Annotated in this window: 21 protein-coding genes; 15 read left to right on the forward strand and 6 right to left on the reverse strand. The window is 74.8% G+C overall.

The window, feature by feature from the left end:
- Positions 1–34: 34 nt before the first annotated feature.
- The 6 genes from mihF (at position 35) to HDA34_RS00765 (ending at position 6,326) form a co-directional block, all read left to right on the forward strand.
- Positions 35–349 carry an integration host factor, actinobacterial type gene (gene mihF / locus HDA34_RS00740; RefSeq protein WP_010078601.1) on the forward strand — a complete coding sequence of 105 codons (315 nt, stop codon included), beginning with the start codon at positions 35–37 and terminating at the stop codon, positions 347–349.
- A gap of 71 nt (positions 350–420) precedes the next feature.
- Entirely contained in the window at positions 421–1,071 is a 651-nt protein-coding gene (gene gmk, locus HDA34_RS00745; RefSeq protein ID WP_010078602.1) for a guanylate kinase, read from the forward strand.
- Positions 1,072–1,137: 66 nt separating this feature from the next.
- Positions 1,138–1,578, forward strand: a complete 441-nt coding sequence (gene rpoZ, locus HDA34_RS12095; protein WP_134377132.1) for a DNA-directed RNA polymerase subunit omega — start codon at positions 1,138–1,140, stop codon at positions 1,576–1,578.
- A gap of 7 nt (positions 1,579–1,585) precedes the next feature.
- Positions 1,586–2,872, forward strand: a complete 1,287-nt coding sequence (coaBC, locus tag HDA34_RS00755; RefSeq protein ID WP_044659810.1) for a bifunctional phosphopantothenoylcysteine decarboxylase/phosphopantothenate--cysteine ligase CoaBC — start codon at positions 1,586–1,588, stop codon at positions 2,870–2,872.
- A 15-nt stretch (positions 2,873–2,887) separates the two neighbouring features.
- Positions 2,888–4,150 (forward strand): methionine adenosyltransferase, encoded by a 1,263-nt coding sequence (gene metK, locus HDA34_RS00760; RefSeq protein ID WP_010078605.1) that lies wholly within the window; start codon positions 2,888–2,890, stop codon positions 4,148–4,150.
- A gap of 112 nt (positions 4,151–4,262) precedes the next feature.
- The gene (locus HDA34_RS00765; RefSeq protein WP_159401773.1) at positions 4,263–6,326 is read left to right on the forward strand and encodes a primosomal protein N' family DNA-binding protein; all 2,064 of its coding nucleotides are present in this window, start codon (positions 4,263–4,265) and stop codon (positions 6,324–6,326) included.
- A gap of 66 nt (positions 6,327–6,392) precedes the next feature.
- Here HDA34_RS00765 and HDA34_RS00770 read toward each other — a convergent pair whose 3' ends face one another.
- Together HDA34_RS00770 and HDA34_RS00775 are read right to left on the reverse strand one after the other, a co-directional pair.
- On the reverse strand, positions 6,393–7,448 hold the full coding sequence (locus HDA34_RS00770) for an alpha/beta fold hydrolase (RefSeq protein ID WP_044659808.1): 1,056 nt from the start codon (positions 7,446–7,448) through the stop codon (positions 6,393–6,395).
- 9 nt (positions 7,449–7,457) lie between these two features.
- Positions 7,458–8,465, reverse strand: coding sequence for an IS481 family transposase (locus tag HDA34_RS00775; RefSeq protein WP_182496695.1), 1,008 nt, complete (start codon positions 8,463–8,465; stop codon positions 7,458–7,460).
- Positions 8,466–8,841: 376 nt separating this feature from the next.
- On the opposite strand from HDA34_RS00775, the gene HDA34_RS00780 reads away from it, so the two are divergent.
- The 6 genes from HDA34_RS00780 to holA all read left to right on the forward strand — a co-directional run bounded on the left by HDA34_RS00780 (position 8,842) and on the right by holA (position 18,467).
- Positions 8,842–10,167, forward strand: coding sequence for a YkvI family membrane protein (locus tag HDA34_RS00780; protein ID WP_044659806.1), 1,326 nt, complete (start codon positions 8,842–8,844; stop codon positions 10,165–10,167).
- Positions 10,168–10,324: 157 nt separating this feature from the next.
- Entirely contained in the window at positions 10,325–12,832 is a 2,508-nt protein-coding gene (leuS, locus tag HDA34_RS00785; protein ID WP_134377194.1) for a leucine--tRNA ligase, read from the forward strand.
- Positions 12,833–12,878: 46 nt separating this feature from the next.
- Entirely contained in the window at positions 12,879–13,853 is a 975-nt protein-coding gene (locus HDA34_RS00790) for a DegV family protein (protein WP_134377193.1), read from the forward strand.
- 129 nt (positions 13,854–13,982) lie between these two features.
- Complete coding sequence (locus HDA34_RS00795; protein ID WP_134377192.1) at positions 13,983–14,840, forward strand: ComEA family DNA-binding protein; 858 nt, start codon at positions 13,983–13,985, stop codon at positions 14,838–14,840.
- 29 nt (positions 14,841–14,869) lie between these two features.
- Positions 14,870–17,437 (forward strand): ComEC/Rec2 family competence protein, encoded by a 2,568-nt coding sequence (locus HDA34_RS00800; protein ID WP_134377191.1) that lies wholly within the window; start codon positions 14,870–14,872, stop codon positions 17,435–17,437.
- 10 nt (positions 17,438–17,447) lie between these two features.
- Entirely contained in the window at positions 17,448–18,467 is a 1,020-nt protein-coding gene (gene holA, locus HDA34_RS00805) for a DNA polymerase III subunit delta (protein WP_134377190.1), read from the forward strand.
- A 102-nt stretch (positions 18,468–18,569) separates the two neighbouring features.
- Here the strand turns inward: holA and rpsT are convergent, their stop codons facing one another.
- Together rpsT and HDA34_RS00815 are read right to left on the reverse strand one after the other, a co-directional pair.
- Positions 18,570–18,836: a 30S ribosomal protein S20 gene (gene rpsT / locus HDA34_RS00810; protein ID WP_002854699.1), complete on the reverse strand. Its 267-nt coding sequence runs from the start codon at positions 18,834–18,836 to the stop codon at positions 18,570–18,572.
- A gap of 195 nt (positions 18,837–19,031) precedes the next feature.
- Complete coding sequence (locus tag HDA34_RS00815; protein WP_134377189.1) at positions 19,032–19,694, reverse strand: type II toxin-antitoxin system PemK/MazF family toxin; 663 nt, start codon at positions 19,692–19,694, stop codon at positions 19,032–19,034.
- 111 nt (positions 19,695–19,805) lie between these two features.
- On the opposite strand from HDA34_RS00815, the gene lepA reads away from it, so the two are divergent.
- Both lepA and hemW read left to right on the forward strand, forming a co-directional pair.
- Positions 19,806–21,665 (forward strand): translation elongation factor 4, encoded by a 1,860-nt coding sequence (gene lepA, locus HDA34_RS00820; RefSeq protein ID WP_010078615.1) that lies wholly within the window; start codon positions 19,806–19,808, stop codon positions 21,663–21,665.
- Positions 21,666–22,946, forward strand: coding sequence for a radical SAM family heme chaperone HemW (hemW, locus tag HDA34_RS00825; protein ID WP_134377188.1), 1,281 nt, complete (start codon positions 21,666–21,668; stop codon positions 22,944–22,946).
- A gap of 15 nt (positions 22,947–22,961) precedes the next feature.
- Here hemW and HDA34_RS00830 read toward each other — a convergent pair whose 3' ends face one another.
- Together HDA34_RS00830 and HDA34_RS00835 are read right to left on the reverse strand one after the other, a co-directional pair.
- Positions 22,962–23,381, reverse strand: coding sequence for a DUF4870 domain-containing protein (locus HDA34_RS00830; protein ID WP_002854682.1), 420 nt, complete (start codon positions 23,379–23,381; stop codon positions 22,962–22,964).
- A 94-nt stretch (positions 23,382–23,475) separates the two neighbouring features.
- On the reverse strand, positions 23,476–24,336 hold the full coding sequence (locus HDA34_RS00835; RefSeq protein WP_010078617.1) for a DUF3097 family protein: 861 nt from the start codon (positions 24,334–24,336) through the stop codon (positions 23,476–23,478).
- Between the two features lie 170 nt (positions 24,337–24,506).
- On the opposite strand from HDA34_RS00835, the gene hrcA reads away from it, so the two are divergent.
- Positions 24,507–25,520: a heat-inducible transcriptional repressor HrcA gene (gene hrcA, locus HDA34_RS00840; RefSeq protein ID WP_134377187.1), complete on the forward strand. Its 1,014-nt coding sequence runs from the start codon at positions 24,507–24,509 to the stop codon at positions 25,518–25,520.
- The last annotated feature ends 72 nt before the right edge of the window (positions 25,521–25,592 follow it).

The raw sequence follows: 25,592 nt of genomic DNA on the forward strand, positions 1-25,592 counted from the left end.
CCGGTGGGGAACGAGAGGCATCGAGGTCAGACCCATGGCGTTGCGGCAGCTCAGTGTGCAGGAGAGGGCGGAGGCCCGGAGGAAGGCCCTCCAGGCCCGCCAGGCGCGGGCGGAGCTCAAGGCGGCCTTCGCCGCCGGTGAGGTCGGCCTGGCCGACATTTTCGCGCGCGCGGACGCCGACGACGCCGTCGCCCGTCTGCGGACCGTGGACCTGCTGCTGGCCCTGCCGGGCGTGGGCGAGGTCCGGGCCCGGGAGGCGATGGCGGGGTGCGGCATCTCGCCGCGGCGTCGGCTGGGCGGCCTGGGCCGTCGTCAGCGCGAGGCGCTGATCGCCTATATTGGCCGGTGACCCCCACATCCCGGCGGGTCGGCGCCGGCCCGGGTGACGGGTCTGCGAGGCCCGTCCCACCAGGAGGATGCGTGACCGACACGTTCGACCCCGGACCCGCCCCCGCCGTCCCGGTGGCCCGCACCGCCGTCCAGGAACGCCCCCCGGGCCCGGGCGTCACCGTCCTGGCCGGCCCCACCGCCGTCGGCAAGGGCACCGTGTCGGCCTACGTCCGCGAGCACTACCCCGAGGCCTGGCTGTCCGTCTCCGCCACCACCCGCCCGGCGCGCCCGGGCGAGGAGGACGGGGTGCACTACTACTTCACGACGCCGGAGGAGTTCGACTCCCTCGTCGAGGCGGACGAGATGCTGGAATGGGCCGTCGTGCACGGCGTCCACCGCTACGGCACGCGGCGCGACCGCGTGATGGAGGCCGTGGCGCAGGGCCGCCACGTCCTGCTGGAGATCGACCTGCAGGGAGCGCGCCAGGTCCGCCGTGCGCTGCCGGAGGCCACCTTCGTGTTCCTGGCGCCGCCGAGCTGGGAGGAACTCGTGTCCCGGCTGCTCGGCCGCGGCACCGAGAGCCCGGAGGAACAGCGCCGCCGGCTCGAAACGGCTAGACTGGAACTCGCCGCGGAACCCGAGTTCGACGCCGTCGTCGTGAACGACCGCGTGGAGCGGGCCGCCGAGGAACTGGTGAGACTCATGGGGCTGGACCCCGAGCGCCGTCCGACCGAGGCCTGAGGACCGGCCGCACCGACGCCGCACCCGGCGCCGACGTGACAGTGAGATGAAGACTTTGGAGACCCCGTGACCGAACAGTACGAAGGCATCGTCAACCCGCCCATCGACTCCCTGCTGGAGCGGGTCGACTCGAAGTACGCCCTGGTGCTCTTCGCCGCCAAGCGGGCCCGGCAGATCAACGCCTACTACTCGCAGCTGCACGAGGGGCTGTTCGAGTACGTCGGCCCGCTCGTGGACACCCAGCTGAACGAGAAGCCGCTGTCCATCGCCCTGCGCGAGATCGAGGCCGACCTGCTCGTGTCCCGCGAGGCCGTCGAGGCCACCCCGGAGGCCGACCTGGCCGCCGAGGACTTCGGCGACTTCTCCCTGCCGGGCGAGGACGACCCGTTCGCCACCCTCGAGTCGGCCGACGCCCGCCAGCCGATGGGCGATCCCGCCGCCATCGAGGAGGCCGCCGAGACGGTGCGCGCCGAGGAGGGCACCTCCGAGGACGCCCCGGAGGCCTGAACCCGTCATGGAGATCGTCCTCGGGGTCGGCGGCGGCATCGCGGCCTACAAGGCGGCGCTGCTGCTGCGCCTGATGACCGAGGCCGGCCACGGCGTGACCGTGGTGCCCACCGCCAACGCCCTCGAGTTCGTGGGCGCGGCGACGTGGGAGGCCCTCTCCGGTCGCCCGGTCCGCACGGACACGTTCGAGGCGGTCGACGAGGTGAACCACGTCCGGCTCGGCCGGCGTGCGGACCTCGTGGTGGTCGCGCCGGCCACCGCCGATCTGCTCGCGCGCACCGCCGCGGGGATGGCGCCCGACCTGCTGGGCAACGTGCTGCTCACCGCCACGTGCCCCGTCGTCCTGGCCCCCGCCATGCACACCGAGATGTGGCACCACCCCGCCACGGTCGCCAACGTCGCCCTCCTGCGCGAGCGCGGCGTCACGGTCGTGGACCCCGCCGTGGGCCGGCTCACCGGGGCCGACTCCGGCGCCGGGCGGCTGCCCGAGCCCGCCGAGATCTGGGAGCGTGCGCAGGCCGCCGCGGCCGCGGGCGCCCCGCGCCGTCCCCGGGCCTCCGGGTCCGACGCCGAGCCGACACCCGGCCCGCTGGCCGGTCGCACCGTGGTGATCACGGCCGGGGGCACCCGCGAGGCGCTGGACCCGGTCCGCTACCTGGGGAACCGCTCCTCCGGCAAGCAGGGGGCCGCCCTGGCGCGCGCGGCCCTCGAGGCCGGCGCCACCGTGCGGTTCGTCGCCGGGTCCATGTCCGTCCCGACGCCCGAGGGCGTCGAGCGCGTCGTGCCCGTGGAGTCCACGCAGGACCTGCTCGAGGCCGTGCTGGCGGAGGCCGCCGACGCCGACGTCCTCGTGATGGCGGCGGCCGTCGCGGACTTCCGACCGGCCGAGGTCTCCGACGCCAAGATGAAGAAGGGCGACGACGGCGGCGCGCCCGTCATCGTGCTCGAGCGCACCCCGGACGTGCTCGCCACGGCCGTGCGGACCCGCTCCGAGGGCGGGCCCATGGCCCCGCTCATCGTCGGCTTCGCCGCGGAGACCGGCGACGCGACGTCCTCCGTGCTCGAGTACGGCCGGGCCAAACTGGCGCGCAAGGGCTGCGAGATGCTCGTGGTCAACGAGGTCGGCACGGACAAGGTGTTCGGCCGGGACGAGACCGCCGTGACCATCCTGTTCGCCGACGGCCGCCCCGCCGTGGAGACCGTGGGCTCCAAGGACCAGGCGGCGGCCGCCGTCGTGCAGGCGATCGTGGATGACCTCGCCGGTCGCGACCCCGCCGGCGCGTCGGGCCGCTGACCTAGACTGTGCGGCATGACCGATGCCGCCTCGCTGAGCCCCGCCCGCCACGCCGACCCGTATTCGGGGGTGGGCGGCGGAGAGCTCCGCCTCTTCACCTCCGAGTCCGTCACGGCGGGCCACCCCGACAAGATCTGCGACCAGATCTCCGACGCCATCCTGGACGCGATCCTCGCCGCCGACCCGTCGGCGAAGGTGGCCGTGGAGACCCTGACCACCACCGGCCTGGTGCAGGTGGCCGGCGAGGTGAACACCTCGGCGTACGTGGAGATCCCCAAGATCGTGCGCGAGACCATTCTGGACATCGGCTACGACTCCTCGGCCAACGGCTTCGACGGCGCCCAGTGCGGCGTGAACATCTCCATCGGCCAGCAGTCCTCGGACATCTTCGCCGGCGTCTCCCGGTCCCTCGAGGCCCGCGAGTACGGCTCGGCGGACGAGGTGGACGAGCAGGGCGCGGGGGACCAGGGCATCATGTTCGGCTACGCCACGGACGAGACCCCGGCGTACATGCCCATGCCCATCTACCTCGCGCACCGGCTCTCCGAGCGGCTCACCGCGGTGCGCCGGGCGGAGAACACGCCCATGCCGTACCTGCTGCCGGACGGCAAGACGCAGGTCACCATCGGCTACGCGCCCGGCCACGTGCCCACCACGGTCGAGGCCGTGGTGGTCTCCACGCAGCATCACGAGTGGGTCACGCAGGAGCAGCTGCGGGCGGACGTGGAGGAGCACGTGATCCGGCCCGTCATCGAGCGCTCCGGCCTCGACACCTCCGGCATGCGGATCATCATCAACCCGGGCGGCAAGTTCGTCATCGGCGGCCCCGTGGGCGACGCCGGCCTCACCGGTCGCAAGATCATCGTGGACACCTACGGTGGCATGGCCCGGCACGGCGGCGGCGCCTTCTCCGGCAAGGACCCGTCCAAGGTGGACCGCTCCGCCGCCTACATGCTCCGCTGGGTCGCGAAGAACGTGGTGGCCGCCGGCCTCGCCTCGCGCGCCGAGTTCCAGGTGGCCTACGCGATCGGCTCGGCCCGGCCCGTGGGCCTGTACGTGGACACCTTCGGGACGGCCACGGTGCCGGAGGAGAAGATCATCGAGGCCGTGAACGCGGTGTTCGACCTGCGTCCGGCCGCCATCGTGAAGGAGCTGAACCTCCTGCGGCCCATCTACCGACGGACCGCCGCGAACGGCCACTTCGGCCGGGACGACGCCGACTTCACGTGGGAGCGCACGGACCGCGTCGAGCAGCTGCGCGCTGCCGCCGGCCTCTGATCCGGAGGCGGGCATCACGGACACGCTGTTCGCCCTCCCGGAGCCGGAGGACGCGCCCCGACTGCCGGAGCGGGCCGAGGGGTGGCCGGAGCGGCCGATCGCCCGCGTCCTGCTGGACTCGCCCGTGCCGCACCTGGACCGCGAGTTCGACTATCTCGTGCCCGTGGCCCTGGACGACCGGGCGGTCCCCGGCTCCCGCGTGTCCGTCCGCTTCGGCGGACGGGCCATGACGGGCTGGCTCGTCTCGCGGGAGCAGGAGCCGGCCACCGGCGCCCAGCTCACCGAGCTCACCGGCGTGCTCACCGCCATCCCGCCGCTGACGGAGGAGGTCCTGGCGACGGCTCGCGCGGTGGCCCGCCGCCAGGCCGGCGTCGTCACGGACGTGCTGCGGGCCGCGGTGCCCCCGCGCGTTGCGCAGGTCGAGAAGGCCGCCCTGGCGGAGGACGCGGAAACCGCCGCGGACCACCCTGTGACGCTGACCGGCACGGACGCCGAGCGCCCGGAGCCTCCCGCGGCGGAGGAGGGCCTCGTGCCCACGGTGTGGGAGTCCCTCGAGGGGGGCACCGCGTTCGTGTCCGCCGTGCTGGCCGGGGACGCCGCGCGGGCGGCCGCCGTCGTGCCCTCGCGCCTGTTCGAATGGGACGAGGCGGGCGCGCTGGCCGCTCTGGCGCGCACGGTGGCCGCCTCGGACGGCGGCGTCCTGCTGCTGGTGCCCGACCACCGCGACCTCGACCGGCTCTGCGCCGCCCTCGACGAGCACGTGGGGGAGGACGCCTACGCGCGGATCGGCTCTGAGGACGGCAACACGCCCCGGTACCGCGCCCACCTGGCCGCGCTGCGCGGCACCCGGCGCATCGTGGCCGGCACCCGGGCCGCCGTGTGGTCGCCCGTGCGCGACCTGAGGCTGGTGGTGCTCTGGGACGACGGCGACGACGCGTGGGCAGAACCCCGCGCGCCCTACTTCCACGCCCGAGAGGTCGTGTTGGAGCGGGCCCGCGCGACCGGCGCGGCGCTGCTCTTCGCCGGGCCCTCCCGGTCCGTCCCGGTGCAACGGCTCGTCGAGTCGGGCTGGCTGCTGCACCTGGGCCCCTCCCGCGCGACCCAGCGCGAGCTCGGGCCACGGGTCGTCTCCACCGCCGACGCCTGGGAGACGGCGCGCGACCCGTTCGCGCAGCGGGCGCGGCTGCCGCAGGCCGCCTGGGCCGCCGCCCGCGCCGCGCTGCTCGGGCCACGGCCGGGCCCGGTGCTCGTGCAGGTGGCCCGGGCCGGCTTCATCCCCGCCCTCGTGTGCGAACGGTGCCGCACGCCCGCCCGCTGCCGCGTCTGCGCGGGGCCGCTGGGCTTCCGCGACGCGCGGGCCGCCCGGCACGGGGAGGTGGCCTGCCGGTGGTGCGGCACCCGGGAGCGCGGCTTCCGGTGCACCGAGTGCGGCGGCACGACGCTGCGGGCCGGCGCCCGCGGCGTGGACCGCACGGCCGAGGAGCTGGGCCGGGCGTTCCCGCGCGTGCCCGTGCACGCCTCCTCGGCGCAGCACATGCTCGGCTCGGTGCCGCCCGGGCCCTCCCTGGTGGTGGCGACCGTGGGGGCCGAGCCGGCGACGCCCGACGGCTACGCGGCCGCCCTGCTGCTCGACGGGGACAGCCAGCTCCAGCGCGAGGGCCTCGACGTGCCGGGCCGCGTGCTCGCCCGCTGGCTCGCGGCCGCCTGCCTGGTCCGCCCCGCCTCCGACGGGGGCGTCGTGGTGGTCACCGCGGACGCGGGGGAGGCGGTGAACGCGCTCGTCCGACGGGACCCCGACGGCTTCGCCGCGCGCCAGGTCGCCGAGCGGCGCGAGCTGCACCTGCCTCCCGCCGGCCGCCTCGCAGAGGTCACGGGGGAGGCCGCCGCCGTCGCGGAGTACCTCGAGCTCGTGGAGGCCGCCCGCCGGGAACGGCCGGACGAGGACGTCCACGAGGATCCGCACTCGGCCCCGCTCGATGGCGGCCCGGCGCGGCTGCCCTGGATTGGGCCGGTGCCGGACCCCGCCGACGAGACCCGCTCCCGCGCCCTGCTGATCTTCCCCTACGCGGCGGCCGAGGCCACCGTCGGCGCCCTGCGCGCCGCCCGGTCCGCAGCGAGCGCTCGGCGGGAGACCGCCCCGGTGCGGGTGCGGCTCGACCCGGCCGGGGTGCTCTGAGGGGGCGGCCGGACCGACCCGCAGCCCGAGGGGCCGGAGCGCGGCGACGCCGGGGCGATGACGGTGTCAGCGGCCGGCGCGGCGGAGCCAGTCGCGGATCAACGCCGCACAGGCGGCCGGCCGCTCGTAGTGCAGCAGATGCCCGACGCCGTCGAGGACGTGCAGCTCCGCCGTGCCGCCCGCGTCGTCGATCGCCGCGGCGAGCGCCTCCTGTGCCGGCACCGAGCCCAGCGGATCCTCCCGCCCCGCGACCAGCAGCACCGGCAGGCTGAGGCGGGCGGCGACGTCGGCCACGGAGCCCGTGCTCGAGGCGCGGTACGCCTCGGAGAGCATGCGTGCGGAGGCGAAGTCCGAGAAGTGGCGCCGGTGCTGGTCATGGGTGTACGCGAGGACATCCCTGTCCCTGGTGTGGGTCATGGCGAGCGTGGTCACCCACACGACCGGCGGCGCGCCCAGCAGCAGCCGCGCCGGGCGCTCGGGCAGGCGGGCGGCGACCTCGTAGTACCCCTCGGCGACGGCCGCCAGCACCCGACTCGACACGGACGCCGACGCCTCCAGCGCGGGTTCGGCGATGGGGTTGAGCAGGACCAGCCGTCCCCACCGGGACGGGTCCCGCGCGACCAGCTCGGCCGCCACCGTCGTCCCGTAGGAGTGCGCGACCAGCACGGGGGTCGCCCGCAGACCCAGGGCGGCGACGACGGTGGCCACCGCGTCCGCGTGATGGGCCACGGTGTGCTCGGCGTGGGGGAAGGGCTCCGAAGCCCCGAAGCCGGGCAGCTCGATCGAGTGGATCGGATGCTCCGGGAGCGCGTCGGCCAGCAGGGCGAGGCCGTGGTGGTCCCCGCGGAAGCCGTGCACGAACACGAGCGGGGCAGCGGCCGCGTCCCCCTCGGGTGCGCCGGGCGATCCCGGCGCGGCCACCGGAACGGGGGTGTACTCCCACACGGCCACGGACGACCGGATCCCGCTGACGGGGTCCGGGACGGCCAGGGTGTGCCGGCGGGGCGTCCGGGCCGGGTGGCCCGTGAGCACGCGGGGATCGGCGGGCGCCGCGGGCGGGCGCAGCAGATCGCGCAGGCGGACGGGCGGGCCCGGGGCGGCGGACGGCGTCGGGACAGGCACGTCCCCACCCTAGCTGTAGGAGGGCATGACGTTGTTGACTCGGGCCGGTGCCAACGAGGCCGGAGGAGCGTCTCCGCAGGAGGTATGAGGCCGATGGTAGTTGTAGTGGTTCACCCACACCGCCAGGGCCTCACGCCGAGCTTGCTCTGAGGTGTAGGGGCGGGCGTAGAGGACCTCATCGACCATCAGCCGGTTGTACCGTTCGACCTTCCCGTTATGGCGCGGGGTGTAGGGGCGGATCCGGTGGTGCCGGCCCCCGAGCGAGACCACCTTGGCGGTGAAGTCCACGGCCCGGTAGTTGTTCCCGTTGTCCGTGACCACCCGGTCCACGGTGATGCCGTGGGCGGCGAAGAACGCGCGGGCCCGGCAGAAGAACCCGATCGTGGTCACCGCCTTCTCGTCCTCCAACGCCTCGGTGTACGCCAGGCGGGTGTACCCGTCGATCGCCGAGTGCAGGTAGGTGTAGCCGACCCGCCGGCCTGCACCACGCTTGGAAGCACGGCCTGCTTCACTGTCACGTCCGTGAGCACGCCAGCCGCCCCCGTCTGGGATCTTCCCGATCTTCTTCACATCCAGGTGCACCATGTGCCCCGGGCCGCGGGCGGTGATCTTCTGGGGTCGTTGGCGCAGGTCTTCTCCGGCCGGGGTCAGGTCCCGTAGGCGGGAGATCCCGAGTCGGTGCAGCCACCGTCCCACGGTACGAAGACACACCCGGTGGCCCTCGGAGACGAGGTGGTGATGGATGCGCCGTGCGGACCACTTGCGCTCCCGCCGCAGGGCGTGGATCTGGGCGACCAGGACCGGATCGAGCTGGGCAGGTGAACGGTGCGGCCGGCTGGGCAGGTCCTGAAGGCCGGCTTCTCCCTGGGCGCGGTAGCGGGCGACCCAGGTGGCCACCGTGGGCCGGCTCACCCGGAACTCGGCGGCCACGTGTGCCTGCGGGATCCCGTCGTGCAGGTGGCGGTGGACCATCCTGAGTCGGCCGGTGGGGGTCAGGGGTGCGTTAGCGTGAGTCATGAGTGGGTCTCTTCTGGCAGGTGGGTTGTTGAGGAACTTCCATCCTGCGGGAGAGGCCCACTCGTCTCATCTCAGCCGGCGCCTCGTGGCAAGAACCTCATGACCCACAACACCTAGCCAGGCCTTCGACCGCCGACGCCGTGGCGCCTCGTCTCCGCTGGACGCGGGGACGGGGTCCGCCGAGATGCTCGGCCTGATCGCGACCGCGGCGTACCAACGGGAGGGCGGCCCTGGGGCGGGCCTGAGGCCACGCTGCCCGGAACCCGGCGACGCCTGGTCCTGGCCACGATGGCGCGCGCGTGCCTACCGTACTCCGGCCCGTCCTCGGTCCCGGGGCCCGGACGGGCGCACCCCGTCCCCCACGAAAGGTCCATGCGTGCAGCACCCCGTCGCCCTCAGATCCCTGAAGATCGCCCTCGCCTTCGTCGGTCTGCTCGTCGGCGCCGGCTTCGCCACCGGCGCCGAAGTCATCCAGTACTTCGTCGGCTTCGGCTGGATCGGCATCGTGGGCGCGGGACTGGCCGGCCTGCTCGTCACCGCCGGCGGCGCCGTCATCCTCCAGCTGGGCAGCGTGTTCCTCGCGGCCGACCACAAGGTCGTCTTCCGCAGCGTCTCGCACCCCGTGATGGCCCGGATCCTGGACGTCGTGGTGACGGTGACGCTCTTCGCGATCGGCGTCGTCATGCTCGCCGGGGCAGGCTCGACGCTCGCCCAGCAGTTCGGCTGGCCGACGTGGGCGGGCTCCACCCTGATGACCCTGCTCGTGCTCGTGACGGGCATGCTGGACGTGGAGAAGGTCTCCGCGATCATCTCCCTGATCACGCCCCTGGTGGTCGTCGCGGTCGTGGCCGGGTTCGTCCACGTCCTGGTCACCCGCGACGGCGGCTTCACCGCCCACGAGTCCCTCGCCGTCCAGGCCACCACGCCGGTGGACCCGTGGTGGCTGTCCTCGGTCAACTACTTCGGCCTCGTCGTCGTGATGGCCGTGTCCATGTGCCTCGTGATCGGCGGGTCCATCACCCACCCCCGGGAGGCGTTCCTCGGCGGCCTCACCGGTGGCCTGATGTACACCGCCCTGCTCCTGATGGCCTCCACGCTGCTCTACCTCGGCTACGCCGAGATCGGCCGCGCCGACGTCCCCATGCTGCGGCTGTTCGCCTCGATCGCGCCCTGGCTGGGCTGGGCGATGGTCGTGGTGATCTACCTGATGATCTTCAACACCGCGATCGGCATGTTCTACGCGCTGGGACGCCGCCTCACGGCCGACCGCCCGGGCCGCTACCGGCCCGTGTTCGCCGGCGTCACGCTGCTGGCCTTCGCGGTGAGCTTCGTCGGCTTCGGCGACCTGATGAACGTCGTCTACCCGGCGCTGGGCCACCTGGGGATCGTGCTCGCGCTCGTGCTCCTCGTCTGGTGGCTCACCCACCGCCGGCAGATCTCCGCCGAGTCGGGGCTGCGTCTGCGCCTGCTCGCGCTGCTCCGCCTGCGTGAGCATCCGGAGAAGACCTTCACGGCCCAGCACGCCGTGCAGCTGCAGGAGGCGGTCGGGGACTCCGTGGCGGCCCCAGGCGCGGTGACGGAGGCCCTCGAGGACGAGGTCGCCCAGGTGCTGGAGGAGGACGACGCGGTCACCCCCGACGAGGTGCATCCCGGTCCCGACGCCGGGCCCGAGCGTCCGGCAGGCGGCAGCCACTCCGCCTGAACGCGCCTGCCCGGCCGGGCACGGCGTCTCGGAGCGGCCCTGCGGCCGGGCCGGGGCGCCGTCGCCGTAGGATGGGGTGGCCGGCCGTGCCGCCGGCCCCGTCCGCGCCGCCCGAGGGCCGGCGCTCCATCCCGACTGCGTGAGGACTCGAACCGCCGTGAGCCAGACCCCCGACAGCGCCGTGCCGGCCACCCCCAGCATCCCCGCCGACGCGGAGTACTCGTTCCGTGACGTGGAGGCCCGCTGGGCCGGGTACTGGGAGCAGGCCGGGACGTTCGCCCCGCGCGAGGACGGCTCCGAGACCCGCACCGTGGTCGACATGTTCCCGTACCCGTCGGGCGACCTGCACATGGGGCACGCCGAGGCGTTCGCGATGGGCGACGTCGTCGCGCGCCACTGGATGCAGCGCGGCTTCGACGTGCTGCATCCCATCGGCTGGGACTCCTTCGGCCTGCCGGCCGAGAACGCCGCCATCAAGCGCGACGCCCACCCGGCCGAGTGGACCTACGCGAACATCGAGACGCAGAAGCGCTCCTTCCAGCGGTACGGCATCGCCGTGGACTGGTCCCGTGAGCTGCACACCTCGGACCCCGAGTACTACCGGTGGACCCAGTGGCTGTTCCAGCAGCTGTACCGCAGGGGCCTGGCGTACCGGAAGGACTCCCCGGTCAACTGGTGCCCCCAGGACCAGACGGTGCTCGCCAACGAGCAGGTCGTGGACGGCCGCTGCGAGCGCTGCGGCACCGAGGTCACCAAGCGGACCCTGAACCAGTGGTACTTCCGCATCACCGAGTACGCGGACGCGCTGCTGGACGACATGGACCAGCTCACCGGCCACTGGCCCGAGCGCGTGCTCGCCATGCAGCGCAACTGGATCGGCCGCTCCGAGGGCGCCCACGTCGACTTCCAGGTCGAGGACGGCCCCGTCGTCACGGTCTTCACCACCCGGCCGGACACGCTGCACGGCGCGACCTTCATGGTGGTCGCCGCCGACGCCCCGCTGGCCGCCGAGCTCGCCGGCGATGACGTGCGGGCCGAACTCGAGGCGTACCGGGAGGACCTGAAGAAGGTCTCGGACATCGACCGCCAGGCCACGGACCGCCCGAAGAGCGGCGTGTTCCTGGGCCGCCACGCCGTGAACCCGCTGACCGGTGAGCGTCTGCCGATCTGGGCCTCGGACTACGTGCTGGCCGACTACGGCACGGGCGCCATCATGGCCGTGCCGGCCCACGACCAGCGCGACCTCGACTTCGCCCGCGCCATGGGCCTGCCCGTGCGCACCGTGCTGGACACCGGCGAGGAGGACCCGGCGGTCTCCGGCGTCGCGACGACCGGCGAGGGCATCCTGGTGAACTCCGGGGAGCTCGACGGCCTGGACAAGACCGCGGCCATCGCGCGGGCCATCGAGATCGTGCAGGAGCGCGGCACCGGCCGGGGCACCACCACGTACCGGCTGCGCGACTGGCTGCTCTCCCGTCAGCGCTTCTGGGGCACCCCGATCCCCGTGGTCCACTGCCCGGACTGCGGCGAGGTGCTCGTGCCGGAGGACCAGCTGCCGGTCACCCTGCCGACCGACCTCAAGGGCGAGCAGCTCGCCCCCAAGGGCCAGTCGCCCCTGGCCGCGGCGACGTCGTGGGTCGAGGTGGACTGCCCGCAGTGCGGCGGCCCCGCGCGACGGGACACCGACACCATGGACACGTTCGTGGACTCGTCCTGGTACATGCTCCGCTACGCGTCCCCGAACGACGACGCCCGCGTCTTCGACCCCGAGGCCCTGCGCCGCTGGCTGCCCGTGGACCAGTACGTGGGCGGCGTGGAGCACGCGATCCTGCACCTGCTGTATGCCCGCTTCTTCACCAAGGCCCTGCACGACCTCGGCCTGGTGCCCTTCACCGAGCCGTTCCGCGCCCTGCTCAACCAGGGCCAGGTGCTCAACGGCGGCAAGGCCATGTCCAAGTCGCTGGGCAACGGCGTGGACCTGGGCGACCAGCTGGACGAGTTCGGCGTCGACGCCGTGCGCCTGACCATGGTGTTCGCCTCGCCGCCCGAGGACGACGTGGACTGGGCCGACGTCGCCCCGGGGGCCGCCGGCAAGTTCCTGGCCCGCGCGTGGCGCCTGGCCCGCGACGTCCGCGCGACGGGCGCCCCGGCCGGCACGGACCCGGCGGACGGGGCCGTGACCCTGCGCCGGGTGACGCACCGGACCGTGCACGAGGCCCAGCAGCTGCTGGACGACGGCAAGTTCAACGTGGTCGTCGCCAAGACGATGGAGCTGGTCAACGCGGCCCGCAAGGAGATCGACGCGGGCGCCGGCGCGGCCGACCCCGCCGTCCGCGAGGCCGCCGAGGCCGTGGCCGTGCTGATCTCCCTCGTGGCGCCGTACACGGCCGAGGACATGTGGGTCCTCCTGGGCCACGAGCCCTCCGTGGTCCGCGCCGGCTGGCCCGCGGTGGACGAGGCGCTGCTGGTCGAGGACACCGTCACGGCCGTCGTCCAGGTCAAGGGCAAGGTCCGCGACACCCTCGAGGTGCCCGCGGACATCACCGCCGAGGACCTCGAGGCGCGCGCCCGCGCGTCGCAGAAGGTGCGGAACTTCATCGGGGACGCCGAGATCGTCAAGGTGATCGTGCGCGAGCCCAAGCTCGTGAACCTGGTGATCCGCTGACCGCGTGAGACCGGCCCCGACCGGGCCGGGGGAGAGGAGGCAGGCCGTGGCGAGCATCGAGCAGTGGCGCGACGACGCGCTCGCCCGCCTGCGCTCCCGCCGCTCCCAGCTGGCCGGGCGGGCACGCTACGGGCTGCGCCCGCCCCGCCGGGACCGCACGGCCGTCGTCACGGACTCGGCCGCGGCCCTGCCCGGCGCCGTCCTCGGACACGGTCTGGCCGCCGGGATCCGCCAGGTGGCGCTGCCCGTCATGGTGGGCGAGCAGATCCACACGGAGGGCACGGACGAGCTCGCGCTGGAGCTGCCGCTGGCCCTGGCCGCCGGCACCCCGGTGCGCACCTCACGGCCCTCGCCGGGCGCGTTCCGGACGGCCTACGCCGAGCTGGCCCGCGCCGGCTACGCACGCATCCTCTCCGTCCACCTGTCCGGCGAGCTCTCCGGCACCGTGGAGGCCGCACGCCTGGCCGCCGCGGACGCCGAGCGCCCGGTGACCGTGGTGGACTCGCGCACCGTGGGCTTCGCGCTGGGCATGGCCGTGGTGGACGCCGCCGTGGACGCGGGGGTGGGCATGCCCGTGGCCCGCATCCGCGAGCGGCTCGAGGCCACCGTGGACTCCAGCCACGTGCTGTTCACGGTGCCCAGCCTCGAGCAGCTGCGCCGGGGCGGGCGGATCAGCGGGCTGGCCTCGCTGCTGGGCACGCTGCTGCAGGTGCGCCCCGTCATGGCCGTCGACGACGGCGCGATCGGCCTGGTCGACCGCCCGCGCTCCGCGGCCCGGGCCGTCGACCGGCTCGTGGAGCTCGCGACCGAGCGGGCCGGCGGGGACCCGGTGCGGATCGCCGTGCACGCGTACGGCGACCCCGAGACGGCCGTGCAGCTCGCGGAGCGGCTCCAGCCGATCTCCACCACCCCCGTGCCCGTCGTCGAGCTGCCCGCCGTGCTCGCCGCGCACCTGGGCCTGGGCGCCCTGGGTGTGGTGATCTGCCCGCTGGAATCGCCCACGGGGGGCTCGGGGGACTGAGGCCGCCCGTGCGGGAGCGCTGAGGAGACGGGCGCGTCCGTTCCTGCACACCGCCCTGGAGCGCGATGGTGATCCCCAAGCCGGGTGCGGGACGCGCCCGGCTCAGACGCGGGGACGCAGACTGCCCGCATGAGCCCCAGCCACCGCCTCTGCGACGATCCGCCCGCCTTCGCCCCGGACCCCGCGCCCTCGGCCGTCCCCGACGTCGACACGGCCAGCCCGCACGCCGCGTCCCGGTGGGAGCGCACCCCGCCCCGGGGCCCGGTGCTGCGGTGGCGGCCGGCCCTGCTGGCGGTCACGGTGCTGCTCGTCGCCGCCGCGGCCTGGTGGGCGGTGGCCTGGTTGACCACCCCGGCGCCGCCTTCGGCGATCCCGGCGGCCGCGGCCGGTGCGGGCATCCCGCAGACCGACGCTCCCTCCACCGCCCCGTCGGCGGCGGGCACCGACGCGCGGACGCCGGAGGCGGGGCCGTCGGGGGAGGCGTCCGGCCCCGCCGGGTCCACCCCGCTGCGGGTGCACGTGGTGGGCGAGGTCGCCCGGCCGGGTGTGGTCAGCCTCGCGCCGGGCTCCCGGGTGGCCGACGCCGTGCGCGCCGCCGGCGGCACGACCCGGCACGCCCGGGCGGAGCGCATCAACCTCGCGGCCCCGCTGGACGACGGCCAACAGGTCCTCGTCCCCTCCGCCCACACGCCGCAGGACGCCCTGGACCGGGTGGCCGGGGCCGCGCAGGCGCAGCCCACGCCGACCACGGGCAGGGCCGGTGCCGGAGGCGAGCCGGGCGGCGCCGAGTCCGGCGACACCGTGGACCTGAACACCGCCGACGCCACGGAGCTGCAGACCCTGCCCGGCGTCGGCCCCGCCACGGCGGAGAAGATCATCGCCCACCGCGAGACGGTCGGCCCGTTCACCGGCCTGCCGGACCTGGACGCGGTGCCCGGCATCGGCCCGGCCACGCTCGACCGGCTGCGTGACCACGTCTCGTGGTGAGCCCGGCCCCGGGTCCGTCCAGCGATCCCATGGACCGCCGCGCCCGCCACCGCGAGGTGCCCGGCCCGCTCGAGGCCCGGTGGGTGCCCGCCCTGCTCGCCTGCCTGACCCTCGGGATCCTCGGCGTCGCCTGGGACGCCCCGGCCCGCTCGGCGGCGGCCCTCACCGGGTTGGCCGTCGCCGCGGCCGCCGTCCTGGGGGCCGCCCGCTCGACCGGTCGGATACGGGGCGTGGCCACCGCGACGGCGCTGGCCGGCGTAGCCGCGGCCCTGATGCTGCAGCACTCGGCCGGGCCCGCCGCCGCGGCCAGCGCCAGCGGTTGGACCGGCGCGGTGCACGCCGGCTCACCGCTGCGGCTCGAGCTGACCCTGGACGGGCCCGCCACCCGGAGCGAGGCGACCTTCGGCCCGCGCTGGAGCGTGCCCGTGCGGGTCGAGACGTTCGGTCATCCGCCGCGGGCCCCCGAGGCGGCCGTGACGGCCCGACTCACGGGCGGGGGCGCACCGCCCGCGACGATCGCCGCGCCGTCGGACGGAACGGCGGCCCCCGGCGGCGGGCCGGGATCGCGGGTGTGCGTCGTGGCCCGGCCGTCGAGGTCCGGCTCCACCGTGTTCCTGGCCGCCGCGGCCGCCCCGCAGCCGGGACCCTGCCCCGGCGGGGTGGAGACGGCGGGCGGGGCCACCGACGGCGGCCCGGGCCCGCCTCGGCGGGAGGCGCTGCGCGCCGCATTCCGTCAGTCCGCGGAGCGCACGGTCGGCGCGGCGCCGGAGCTCATCCCGGGGCTGGTGCTGGGCGACCGCTCCGCCCAGGGGGCCGCCCTCGACGACGCCATGAAGGCCTCGGGCCTGTCGCACCTGTCTGCCGTGTCCGGGGCCAACGTGGCCATGATCCTCGGCGCGGTCGCGATCACCCTGCGCTGCGCGCGGGTGCACCGGGCGGTGGTCCTCAGCGCCGGGCTGGCGGTCCTCGGGGTGTTCGTGGTCGTGGTGGGGCCGGAGCCGTCCGTGCTCCGGGCGGCCGTGATGGGCGCCCTCGGCGCCCTCGCGGTGTTCTTCGGCCGCGCGCGGCAGGCGTTCGGACTCCTGACGGTGGGCGGCACGGCCCTGCTCGTCGCGGTGCCGGCCCTCGCCGTGGAACCGGCCTTCCACCTCTCCCTGGCCGCGACCGCGGGCATCGTCCTGGGCGGCGCGCCCCTCGACCGTGCGCTGCACGCCGGGCTCGGCCGGGTGCTGCCCGACGTCGTGGCGCGGTGGCTCTCGGCGTCGCTCGCGGTGACCGTGGCCGCCCACCTGGCCTGCCAGCCGATCATCCTGGCCATGACCGGTGAGGTGTCGGCCTACGCGGTGCCGGCCAATCTGCTGGCCGCCCCGGCCGTGCCGCCCGTGACCGTCCTGGGCACCCTCGCCGCGGCCCTCGCCCTGCCCGCGCCGGGGATCGCCGCCGCCCTCGTCGCCGTGATCCAGTGGCCCGCGGCCTGGATCGGGTGGGTCGCCCACACCAGCGCCTCCCTGCCCGGGGCGCTGCGTCCGTGGCCGGCCGGAGCCCTCGGCGCCGGGCTGGGCGTCCTGCTGGTTGCCGCGACGCTCCTCGGATTCGCCGCCGTGCTCCTGCTCGAACGCCGCCGGGCCGCCCCGGTGCGGCGTGTCGGCCGCAGCGCGCCGCGGACCCGCGAGCGCCTCCCCGCCCTGGTCGTGCTCGCCGCCGCGCTGGCCGCGGCCACCACGGGTGCGGTCGGGGCGGTCCTCGTGCCGCGGGCCTCGGGCGCGGCCCCGCCGGACTGGGCGGTGGCGTTCTGCGACGTCGGCCAGGGGGACATGGCCGTGTTCCGGTCCGGCCCGCGCGCGGGGGTCGTCGTCGACGTCGGGCCCGAGCCGGGGCTCGCTCGTCGCTGCCTCGACGACCTCGACGTCGACCGGGTGGACGCCGTGCTGCTCACCCACCTGCACGCCGACCACGCCGGGGGGCTGGCCGGCGTGGTCGACCGCGCCTCCCCCGGGGCGGTGCACTACGCGACCCGGGACGCACCGGGGCAGGGCAGGGGAGGGCGCGGCGGGGAGGCGGAGGGCGTCGACCCGCCCGCCGACGCGGCACGGCTCCGCACCGGCGCGACGGGCACGGCCGGGCCGGTGCGGTGGCATGTGCTGCTCGCCGACGCGCGGGCCCCCGAGGAGAACGACGCCTCCGCGCAGGTGCTGGTCACCGTCGAGAGCGGGGCCGGTCCGGTCACGACGCTGGTCACCGGCGACATGGAGGAGGACGCCTCCGCGGCGTGGGTCGCGGGGCGCCGGTCCGATGCCGCCGCACCGCCGCGCGTGGACGTGCTCAAGGTCGCCCACCACGGGGCCCGCAACGGTGGGACGGCCGTGCCGCGCGCGGCCGGCGCCCGCCTGCACGTGGTCTCCGTGGGCGCCGACAACCCGTACGGCCACCCTCACCGGGCCACGGTGGACGCGCTCGGCCGCCTCGGGCCGGTGGCCCGCACGGACCTGCACGGCACGCTGGCCCTCACGGCCGCGGACGGCCCCAACCCCGACGGCGCGCCCGAGATCACGGCTCACACCGTCCGCCCGCCCTCGAGCGTCCGCACCGGACCCTAGGATGGGACGCATGTCCGCCGCCCGCAGCCCCCGTTCCGGCCGAGCCGGCCGCACCGACCCGCTGGCCTGGCGGCGAGCCGAGCCCGCCCCGCTCATGCTCCTCAAGGGACCCGAGGACCATGCCGCCCGGTGGGTGACGGACCGCGTGACCCAGGCTCTGCGCGAGCGTCACGGTCAGCTGGAGATCCACCGGCTCCGCGCGGGGGAGTACCAGCCCGGCCAGCTGGCCACCGCGGCCAGCCCGTCCCTCTTCGCCGAGCCCACCCTCATCACGGTCGAGGGCCTCGAGGCCATGAACGATGCGTTCCTCGAGGACGCCCTGCGCCTCGTCCAGCAGGGCCCCGGCGCGGACGACGTCACGCTCGTGCTGCGTCACACCGGCGGCACCCGCGGCAAGAAGCTGCTGGATGCCGTCGCGAAGGACGGCACGGTGGTCGAATGCGTGCCGCTGAAGAAGGACGAGGAGCGGCTGGCCTTCGTGCAGGCCGAGTTCCGCGACCGGCGTCGACGCATCGACGAGGAGGCGGCCCGCGCGCTCATCCGCGCCACCGGCGCCTCGCTCACGGAGCTCGCGGCCGCGTGTGCCCAGCTCGTCGACGACACCGAGGGCGTCGTCACCGTCGAGACCGTGGACACCTACTACAGCGGCCGCGTGGAGGCCACGAGCTTCGCGGTGGCCGACGCGGCGCTCGAGGGGCAGGCGGCGAGGGCCGTGTCCCTCGTGCGGCACGCGATGGCCACCGGCGTGCACCCGGTGATGATCACCGCGGCGCTCGCGCTCAAGGCGCGGCAGGTGGCACGGATGATCGACGCCCGCCGGCCCGCCGCCGAGCTGCCGTCCCTGCTCGGAGTGGCCCCGTTCCAGGTGCGCTACATCCAGCAGGCGGCGCGGCACTGGACGGCGGCCGGCATCGCGCAGGCCGTGGAGTGGATCGCCCAGGCCGACGCCGAGGCCAAGGGCGCCTCCCGCAACCCGGAGTTCGCCGTCGAGCGCGCGGTCATCCGCGTGGCCACCGCCGTCAGCCGCTGACGGCGCCGCCGGACGGCACGCGACGGGGGCAGCCCGGACACGACGCGGCCCCCGCACCGATCGCTCGGGGCGGGGGCCGCGGTCACAGCCGGGGGGCGTGGATCAGCCGAGGAGGGCCTTCACGCGGGCGGCGATGCCGGACTTGCGGTTCGCGGCCTGGTTCTTGTGGATGACGCCCTTCGAAGCGGCCTTGTCCAGCTTGCGGGAGGCGGTGCGCAGCGCGGCGGCGGCGGCCTCGGCCTCGCCGGCGGCGACGGCCTTGTCCACGGCGCGGATGGCGGTCTTCAGCTCGGACTTCACCGCGACGTTGCGCTGGCGCGCCTTCTCGTTGGTGAGGATGCGCTTCTTCTGGGACTTGATGTTAGCCAAATCGGGTCCTTCGTCGTCGGCGGCGCGGACGAGGGTCCGGGCGCCGCATGAACAGGGGGTCGTGGAGGGTGCCCGGATCCGTGGACTGAGCGGCGTGGGGAACACCGATGATGACCCGTTCCGGGGGTGCCCGTCGACCGGCGGACACAATGCGGACGATCCTACCACCCAGACCCCGCGATCCGCGCGGCCGACTCAGCGCCCCCGCCTCCGGGCGCGGGCCAGCGCGGCCGTGACCCGGTCGAAGGCCGCCCGGTCCAGGACGCCGCCCTCCCGGCGCACCGCGGCCGGATCCACGCGGACCACCCGGTCCAGCTTCACCTCCGAGGCGCGGCCGGACCGGTCCCAGGCGCCTGCGCCCACGTCCACGTAGTCCTCGTCGCGGGTCAGCGCGTTGTTCCGGTCCCGGCTGGTCAGCATGAGCCCGAGCAGGAGCGCCCCGTCCCGGCCGATCAGGAGCACGGGGCGGTCCTTGCCCCGGCCGTCCATCTCCTCGTACGGCACCCAGGTCCACACGACCTCGCCCGGCCCGGCCGTCGGCCCGGGCGCGGGCGCGTATTCGACGCGGACGGTCCCGGTGAAGTCCGGCAGGGACACGTGGCGGTCGGTGTCCTGTCGCCGGGGCCGGCGCTCCTGCCCGGGCCCGGGCATCGGCCACGAGTCGGTGGGCTCCGTGGGGTCCCACGCGGGCCCGGGAGGCCCGGGCGGGCCCGGGAAGGGCGACGGGCCGCTCCGTTCGCCGGCCCGTCGACCGGCCTCAGAGGCGGCTCGACGCGGCCGGGCGTCGTCGCGGAGGGCGCCGATCAGGCGTGCCGTCCGGCGGCCGAGGGACAGGGCGCGATGCAGGTCGAAGGCCATGGGCGTGAATCTAGTGGACGCGCGGGCCCGGCGTCCGGGTCGGGTCGGCGGCGGGACATGAGAGACTAGGCGGTCAGAGTCCCGTCCCCGTCACCCGTAGAGGAAGTGCCCGTGTCGCCCCTGGCGTCGAACCCCCCGGTGCCCGCTGCCACCGACCCCTCGGTGATCCGCAACTTCTGCATCATCGCCCACATCGACCACGGCAAGTCCACGCTGGCGGACCGCATGCTGCAGGCCACCGGCGTCGTGCAGCCCCGCGACATGAAGGCCCAGTACCTGGACCGCATGGACATCGAGCGTGAGCGCGGCATCACCATCAAGTCCCAGGCCGTGCGCATGCCCTGGTCCGTGGACGGGGTGGACTACGCCCTGAACATGATCGACACCCCCGGGCACGTGGACTTCACCTATGAGGTCTCCCGCTCGCTGGCCGCGTGCGAGGGCGCGATCCTGCTGGTGGACGCCGCCCAGGGCATCGAGGCCCAGACCCTGGCGAACCTCTACCTCGCCATGGAGCACGAGCTGGAGATCATCCCCGTGCTCAACAAGATCGACCTGCCCGCCGCGGATCCGGACCGCTACGCGGCCGAGCTGGCCTCCCTGATCGGCTGCGAGCCCGAGGACGTGCTGCGCGTCTCCGGCAAGACGGGCGTCGGCGTCGAGGAGCTGCTGGACCGCGTGGTCCGCGCCATCCCCGGCCCGGAGGGGGACGCGGACGCCCCGGCCCGCGCGATGATCTTCGACTCCGTGTACGACACCTACCGGGGCGTCGTCACGTACGTGCGCGTCGTGGACGGCCGGCTCTCCCCACGGGAGAAGGTCCGCATGATGTCCACGGGCACGACCTACGAGCTCCTCGAGATCGGCGTCTCCTCCCCGGAGCCCGTGCCCACCAAGGGCCTGGCCGCGGGCGAGGTGGGCTACCTCATCACCGGCGTGAAGGACGTGCGTCAGTCCAAGGTGGGCGACACGGTCACCAACCACGCCCACCCGGCGGAGCAGTCCCTGGGTGGCTATGAGGACCCCAAGCCCATGGTGTTCTCGGGTCTGTACCCCATCGACGGCTCGGACTATCCCGTGCTGCGTGACGCCCTGGACAAGCTCAAGCTCAACGACGCCGCGCTCGTCTACGAGCCGGAGACCTCGGTCGCGCTGGGCTTCGGCTTCCGCGTCGGCTTCCTCGGTCTGCTGCATCTGGAGATCGTGCGCGAGCGCCTCGAGCGCGAGTTCGACCTCGACCTCATCTCCACCGCGCCCAACGTGGTCTACGAGGTCACCCGGGAGGACCGTGAGGTCGTCACCGTGACCAACCCCTCCGAGTTCCCCGAGGGCAAGATCCTCGAGGTGCGCGAGCCCATGGCCTCGGCCACGATCATCGTGCCGGCGGAGTTCATCGGCGCCGTCATGGAGCTGTGCCAGGCCAAGCGCGGCAACCTCAAGGGCATGGACTACCTCTCCGAGGAACGCGTGGAGATCCGCTACTGGATCCCGCTGGCCGAGATCGTGTTCGACTTTTTCGACCAGCTCAAGTCCCGCACCAAGGGGTACGCCTCGCTGGACTGGAAGGCCGACGGCGACCAGGTCGCCGACCTCGTCAAGGTGGACATCCTGCTCCAGGGCGAACAGGTGGACGCGTTCTCCTCGATCACCCACAGGGACAACGCCTACGCGTACGGCGTGATGATGACGGGCAAGCTCAAGGAGCTGATCCCGCGCCAGCAGTACGAGGTGCCGATCCAGGCCGCCATCGGCTCGCGCATCATCGCCCGCGAGAACATCCGCGCGATCCGCAAGGACGTGCTCTCCAAGTGCTACGGCGGCGACATCTCCCGCAAGCGCAAGCTGCTCGAGAAGCAGAAGGAGGGCAAGAAGCGCATGAAGATGGTCGGCCGGGTGGAGGTCCCGCAGGAGGCCTTCATCGCCGCCCTGTCCTCGGACGGCGCCGGCGCCGACCAGGCGGCGAAGAAGTAAGTGCCCGCCCTGCCCCTCGGCGAGCCCGTCCCCGACGACGGCCGGCTGCCGGCTGACGTCGGGCAGCGGGTGCGCGCGGCCGCCCGCGACGGCGCGGCGCGCACCTTCAGCCTGTACGTCCACGTGCCGTTCTGCACGGTGCGCTGCGGCTACTGCGACTTCAACACGTACACGGCCGTCGACCTCGGCCCCGGCGCGGGTCGCGGCGACTACTGGGAGTCGGCGGTCGCGGAGCTGGACTTCGCCGCGGACGTGCTCGCGTCCTCGGACGTGCCCGCCCGCCCGCTGCACACGGTGTTCTTCGGCGGCGGCACGCCCACGCTCCTGCCGGCCGCGGACCTCGTGCGCATCCTCCAGGCGGCGGTGGACCGGTTCGGGATCGCGCCCGGCGCGGAGGTGACCACCGAGGCCAACCCGGACACGATCACCCCGGAGTACGCCCGCCAGCTCGCGGCCGGCGGCTTCACCCGCCTCTCCCTGGGCATGCAGTCCGCGGTGCCGCACGTGCTCGCCACGCTCGAGCGCACCCATCGGCCCGAGTCCGTCCCCGCCGCCGTCGCCGCGGCCCGCGAGGCCGGCCTGGAGGTGTCCCTGGACCTGATCTACGGGACCGCGGGGGAGTCCCTCGCCGACTGGCGGGCCACGCTCGAGGCCGCCGTCGCCCTGGCCCCGGACCACGTGAGCGCGTATTCGCTGATCGTGGAGGAGGGCACCAAGCTCGGGGCCCAGGTGGCCCGCGGCGAGGTGGCGGACGTGGACCCCGACGACCAGGCGGACAAGTACCTGCTCGCCGAGGAGCTGCTCGGCACCGCCGGCTACCGCTGGTACGAGGTGTCCAACTGGGCTCGGGACCCGCAGGGCTCCGGGGTCCACCGTGCGCGGCACAACGTGGCGTACTGGGAGGACCAGGACTGGTGGGGGATCGGCCCGGGCGCGCACTCGCACCTCGCCGGGGTCCGGTTCTGGAACGCCAAGCACCCCGCCGCCTACGCGCAGCGGCTGGCCACAGGGGTCACCCCCGCCGTGGGCCGCGAGCGGCCCGACGCCGACGCGCGGCGCCTCGAGCGCATCATGCTCGCGGTGCGCACGGTGGACGGGCTCCCGACCGCGGAGCTCGTCTCGGAGACGCCGGGGGAGGCCGCGCGGATCCGCGGGGCGATCGCCGAACTCATCGCCGCGGGCCTGCTGGACGGGCGCGCCGCCGTCGACGGCCGCATCGTCCCCACGCTCGAGGGGCGGCTGCGCAACGACGCGATCGTCCGGGCGCTGGCCGGCTTCTGACCGGCCGGCCCCGGGTCAGCGCAGGATGCGCAGGTTGAACGGGTACCGGAACGGACGGCCCTTGGACACGTGCGAGGCGCCCATCACGCCGTAGACCGCCATGGCGGCCCACGTGAGCGCGCCGAGGATCGCGAAGATCGGGCCGACCACCGGCAGCAGGGACAGGAAGAAGAACAGGAGCGTGATGAGCGTGGGCGGCCCGGAGAAGTTCAGGGCCTCGCGCGACTCCTGCGAGGTGAACGGGCCGCGGTCGCGGTAGAGCAGCCACACGACCAGCGGGCCGAGCACGCCGAACGCCAGACTGAGGTGGGCCAGCGCCGCGCGGTCACGGTCCTGCTTCGCCGTGAGCGGGGCGCCGCGGCCGCCGGCCGAGACGAGCCAGGCGGGCGGGCCGTGGCCGGTGCGGCCGGCGTCGGGCTGCGCGCGGGTGTTCACGAGGGGCTCCTCCTGGATTGCGAGACCCGCGCGCCGGGGACCGGGCGCAGGGCATGGGCCAGCATAGCGCGGGCGGGCGGGGGCCGCGCCGAGATCAGTGCTCGGGTGCGGCGGTGAGGAAGTCGATGAGCTCCTCCACGCGGCCCAGCAGGGACGGCTCGAGGTCCGCGTACGTGGTGACGTGGGAGAGCAGCCGCTTCCACCCCAGCCCCGTGGCCTCCTTGCTCCCGTGCGGCCAGCCCAGTCCCCGCAGGATCCCCGTCTTCCAGTCCTGCCCCTTCGGCACGACGGGCCACGCGGGGATGCCGAGGACGGAGGGCTTGATGACCTGCCAGACGTCCACGTAGGGGTGACCGAGGATGAGCACGTTGCCCGCGGCCCCCGGCACGCGCATGGCCTCGGCCGCGAGGCGCTCCTCCTTGGACCCGGTGACGAGGTGGTCCACGAGGATCCCGAGCCGGCGCCGCGGACCGGGGGCGAACGCACGGATCGCCCCGGCGAGGTCGTCCACGCCGTGCAGGGGCTCCACGACGATGCCCTCGAGGCGCAGGTCCTCGCCCCACACCTTCTCCACCAGCTCGGCGTCGTGCACGCCCTCCACCCAGATGCGAGAGGCGCGAGCGGTGCGGGCCCGCGCCCCCTCGACCCGTCGCGAGCCGGAGGCGGTGCGGGCCGGCGCCGCCGGGGCCGCGGCGGTCGGGGGGACCAGGGTCACGGGCTCGCCGTCGATCCAGAAGCCGCCGCCGAGGGGGAAGCCGCGGCGCACGCCGCGACGGTCCTCCAGGACCACCACGTGCACGCCGCCGGAGCGCTCGATGCCGATCACGGCCCCGGTGAACCCGGAGGCCACGTCCTCGACCACCGTGCCGGGGGTGGCGGGCACATCGGGGACGGTCCGGGCGGGGCGGCGCGTCAGGTCGTCGTGGCCCGCGGGGCCCCAGCTGCTCCAGTCCATGGGAGAGCACGGTAGCAACGGGGGCGGGCGATCACCGTGAGCGAAGCCGTGCGGGCCGGTCGGGTCGTCCCCCGGGTCGGACGGTAGCATTGGCACTTGACCCGCCGGAGTGCCAGCCAGGGGCACCTCCGGGGTCGCCCCGGATCCCGACGGACCAGAGGAGGACCGAGATGTCGGAGCAGCCCCGCCGCCTGCAGGTGCTCCAGGCGATCGTGGAGGACTACGTGGCGCTGCGCGAGCCCGTGGGCTCCAAGGCGCTCGTGGAACGGCACGCCCTGGGCGTGTCCTCCGCGACCGTGCGCAACGACATGGCTGGGCTCGAGGAGGAGGGCCTCATCGTGGCCCCGCACACCTCCGCCGGGCGCGTCCCCACGGACAAGGGCTACCGCGTGTTCGTCGACCGCCTCTCCGAGGTGAAGCCGCTGTCCCCGGCCGAGCGCCGGGCCGTGCGGACCCTGCTGGATCCGGAGACGGACACCGAGCACATGATGGAGTCCACGGTGCGCCTCCTGGCCCAGCTGACCCAGCAGGTCGCCGTCGCGCAGTTCCCCCACGAGGACGGCTCCACGATCCGCCACCTCGAACTGGTCTCCCTCGCGCCCACGCGCGTGCTCGTGGTCCTCATCCTGTCCACGGGGCGGGTGGACCAGCGGCACGCCGTGCTGGACCGTCCGGTCGAGGAGGCGGAGCTGTCCGTGCTCCGCGGCCTCCTGCTGGACGCCCTGCTGGGGCTCGGTCCGGTGCAGGCGGCTACCGTGGTGGACGACGTCGTCACCCGGGTCCGCCCGGAGCACCGGCAGTCCGCCGCCCTCGTGGCCGCGGCCGTCCACGACCTGCTCGAGGCCGGCCGGCAGGACCGCATCGTCCTGGCCGGCACCGCCAACCTGGCCCGCTCCCCGGGGGACTTCGGCGCGTCCATCGGGCCGATCCTGGAGGCGCTCGAGGAGCAGGTGGTGCTGCTGCGCCTGCTCACGGAGATGGAGCAGGACGCCCACGGGGTGTCCGTGCGGATCGGCTCCGAGAACGCCGGATCGCTCGCGGACACCTCGGTGGTCGCGGCCGCCTACGGCCCCGGCGCCGTGGCGAAGGTCGGTGTCATCGGCCCGACCCGGATGGACTATCCGGGCACCATGGCCGCCGTCCGGGCGATCGCCCGCTATCTCTCCCGCATCCTGACCACCTGACGCGCCTCCGCGCGTCCTGGCGGGCCCCGTCCCGCATCGCCCCACGTCCCGCTCTCCCCGAGAGGAATCCCC

The sequence above is a fragment of the Micrococcus luteus genome, assembly GCF_014138885.1.
GTDB lineage: Bacteria > Actinomycetota > Actinomycetes > Actinomycetales > Micrococcaceae > Micrococcus > Micrococcus luteus.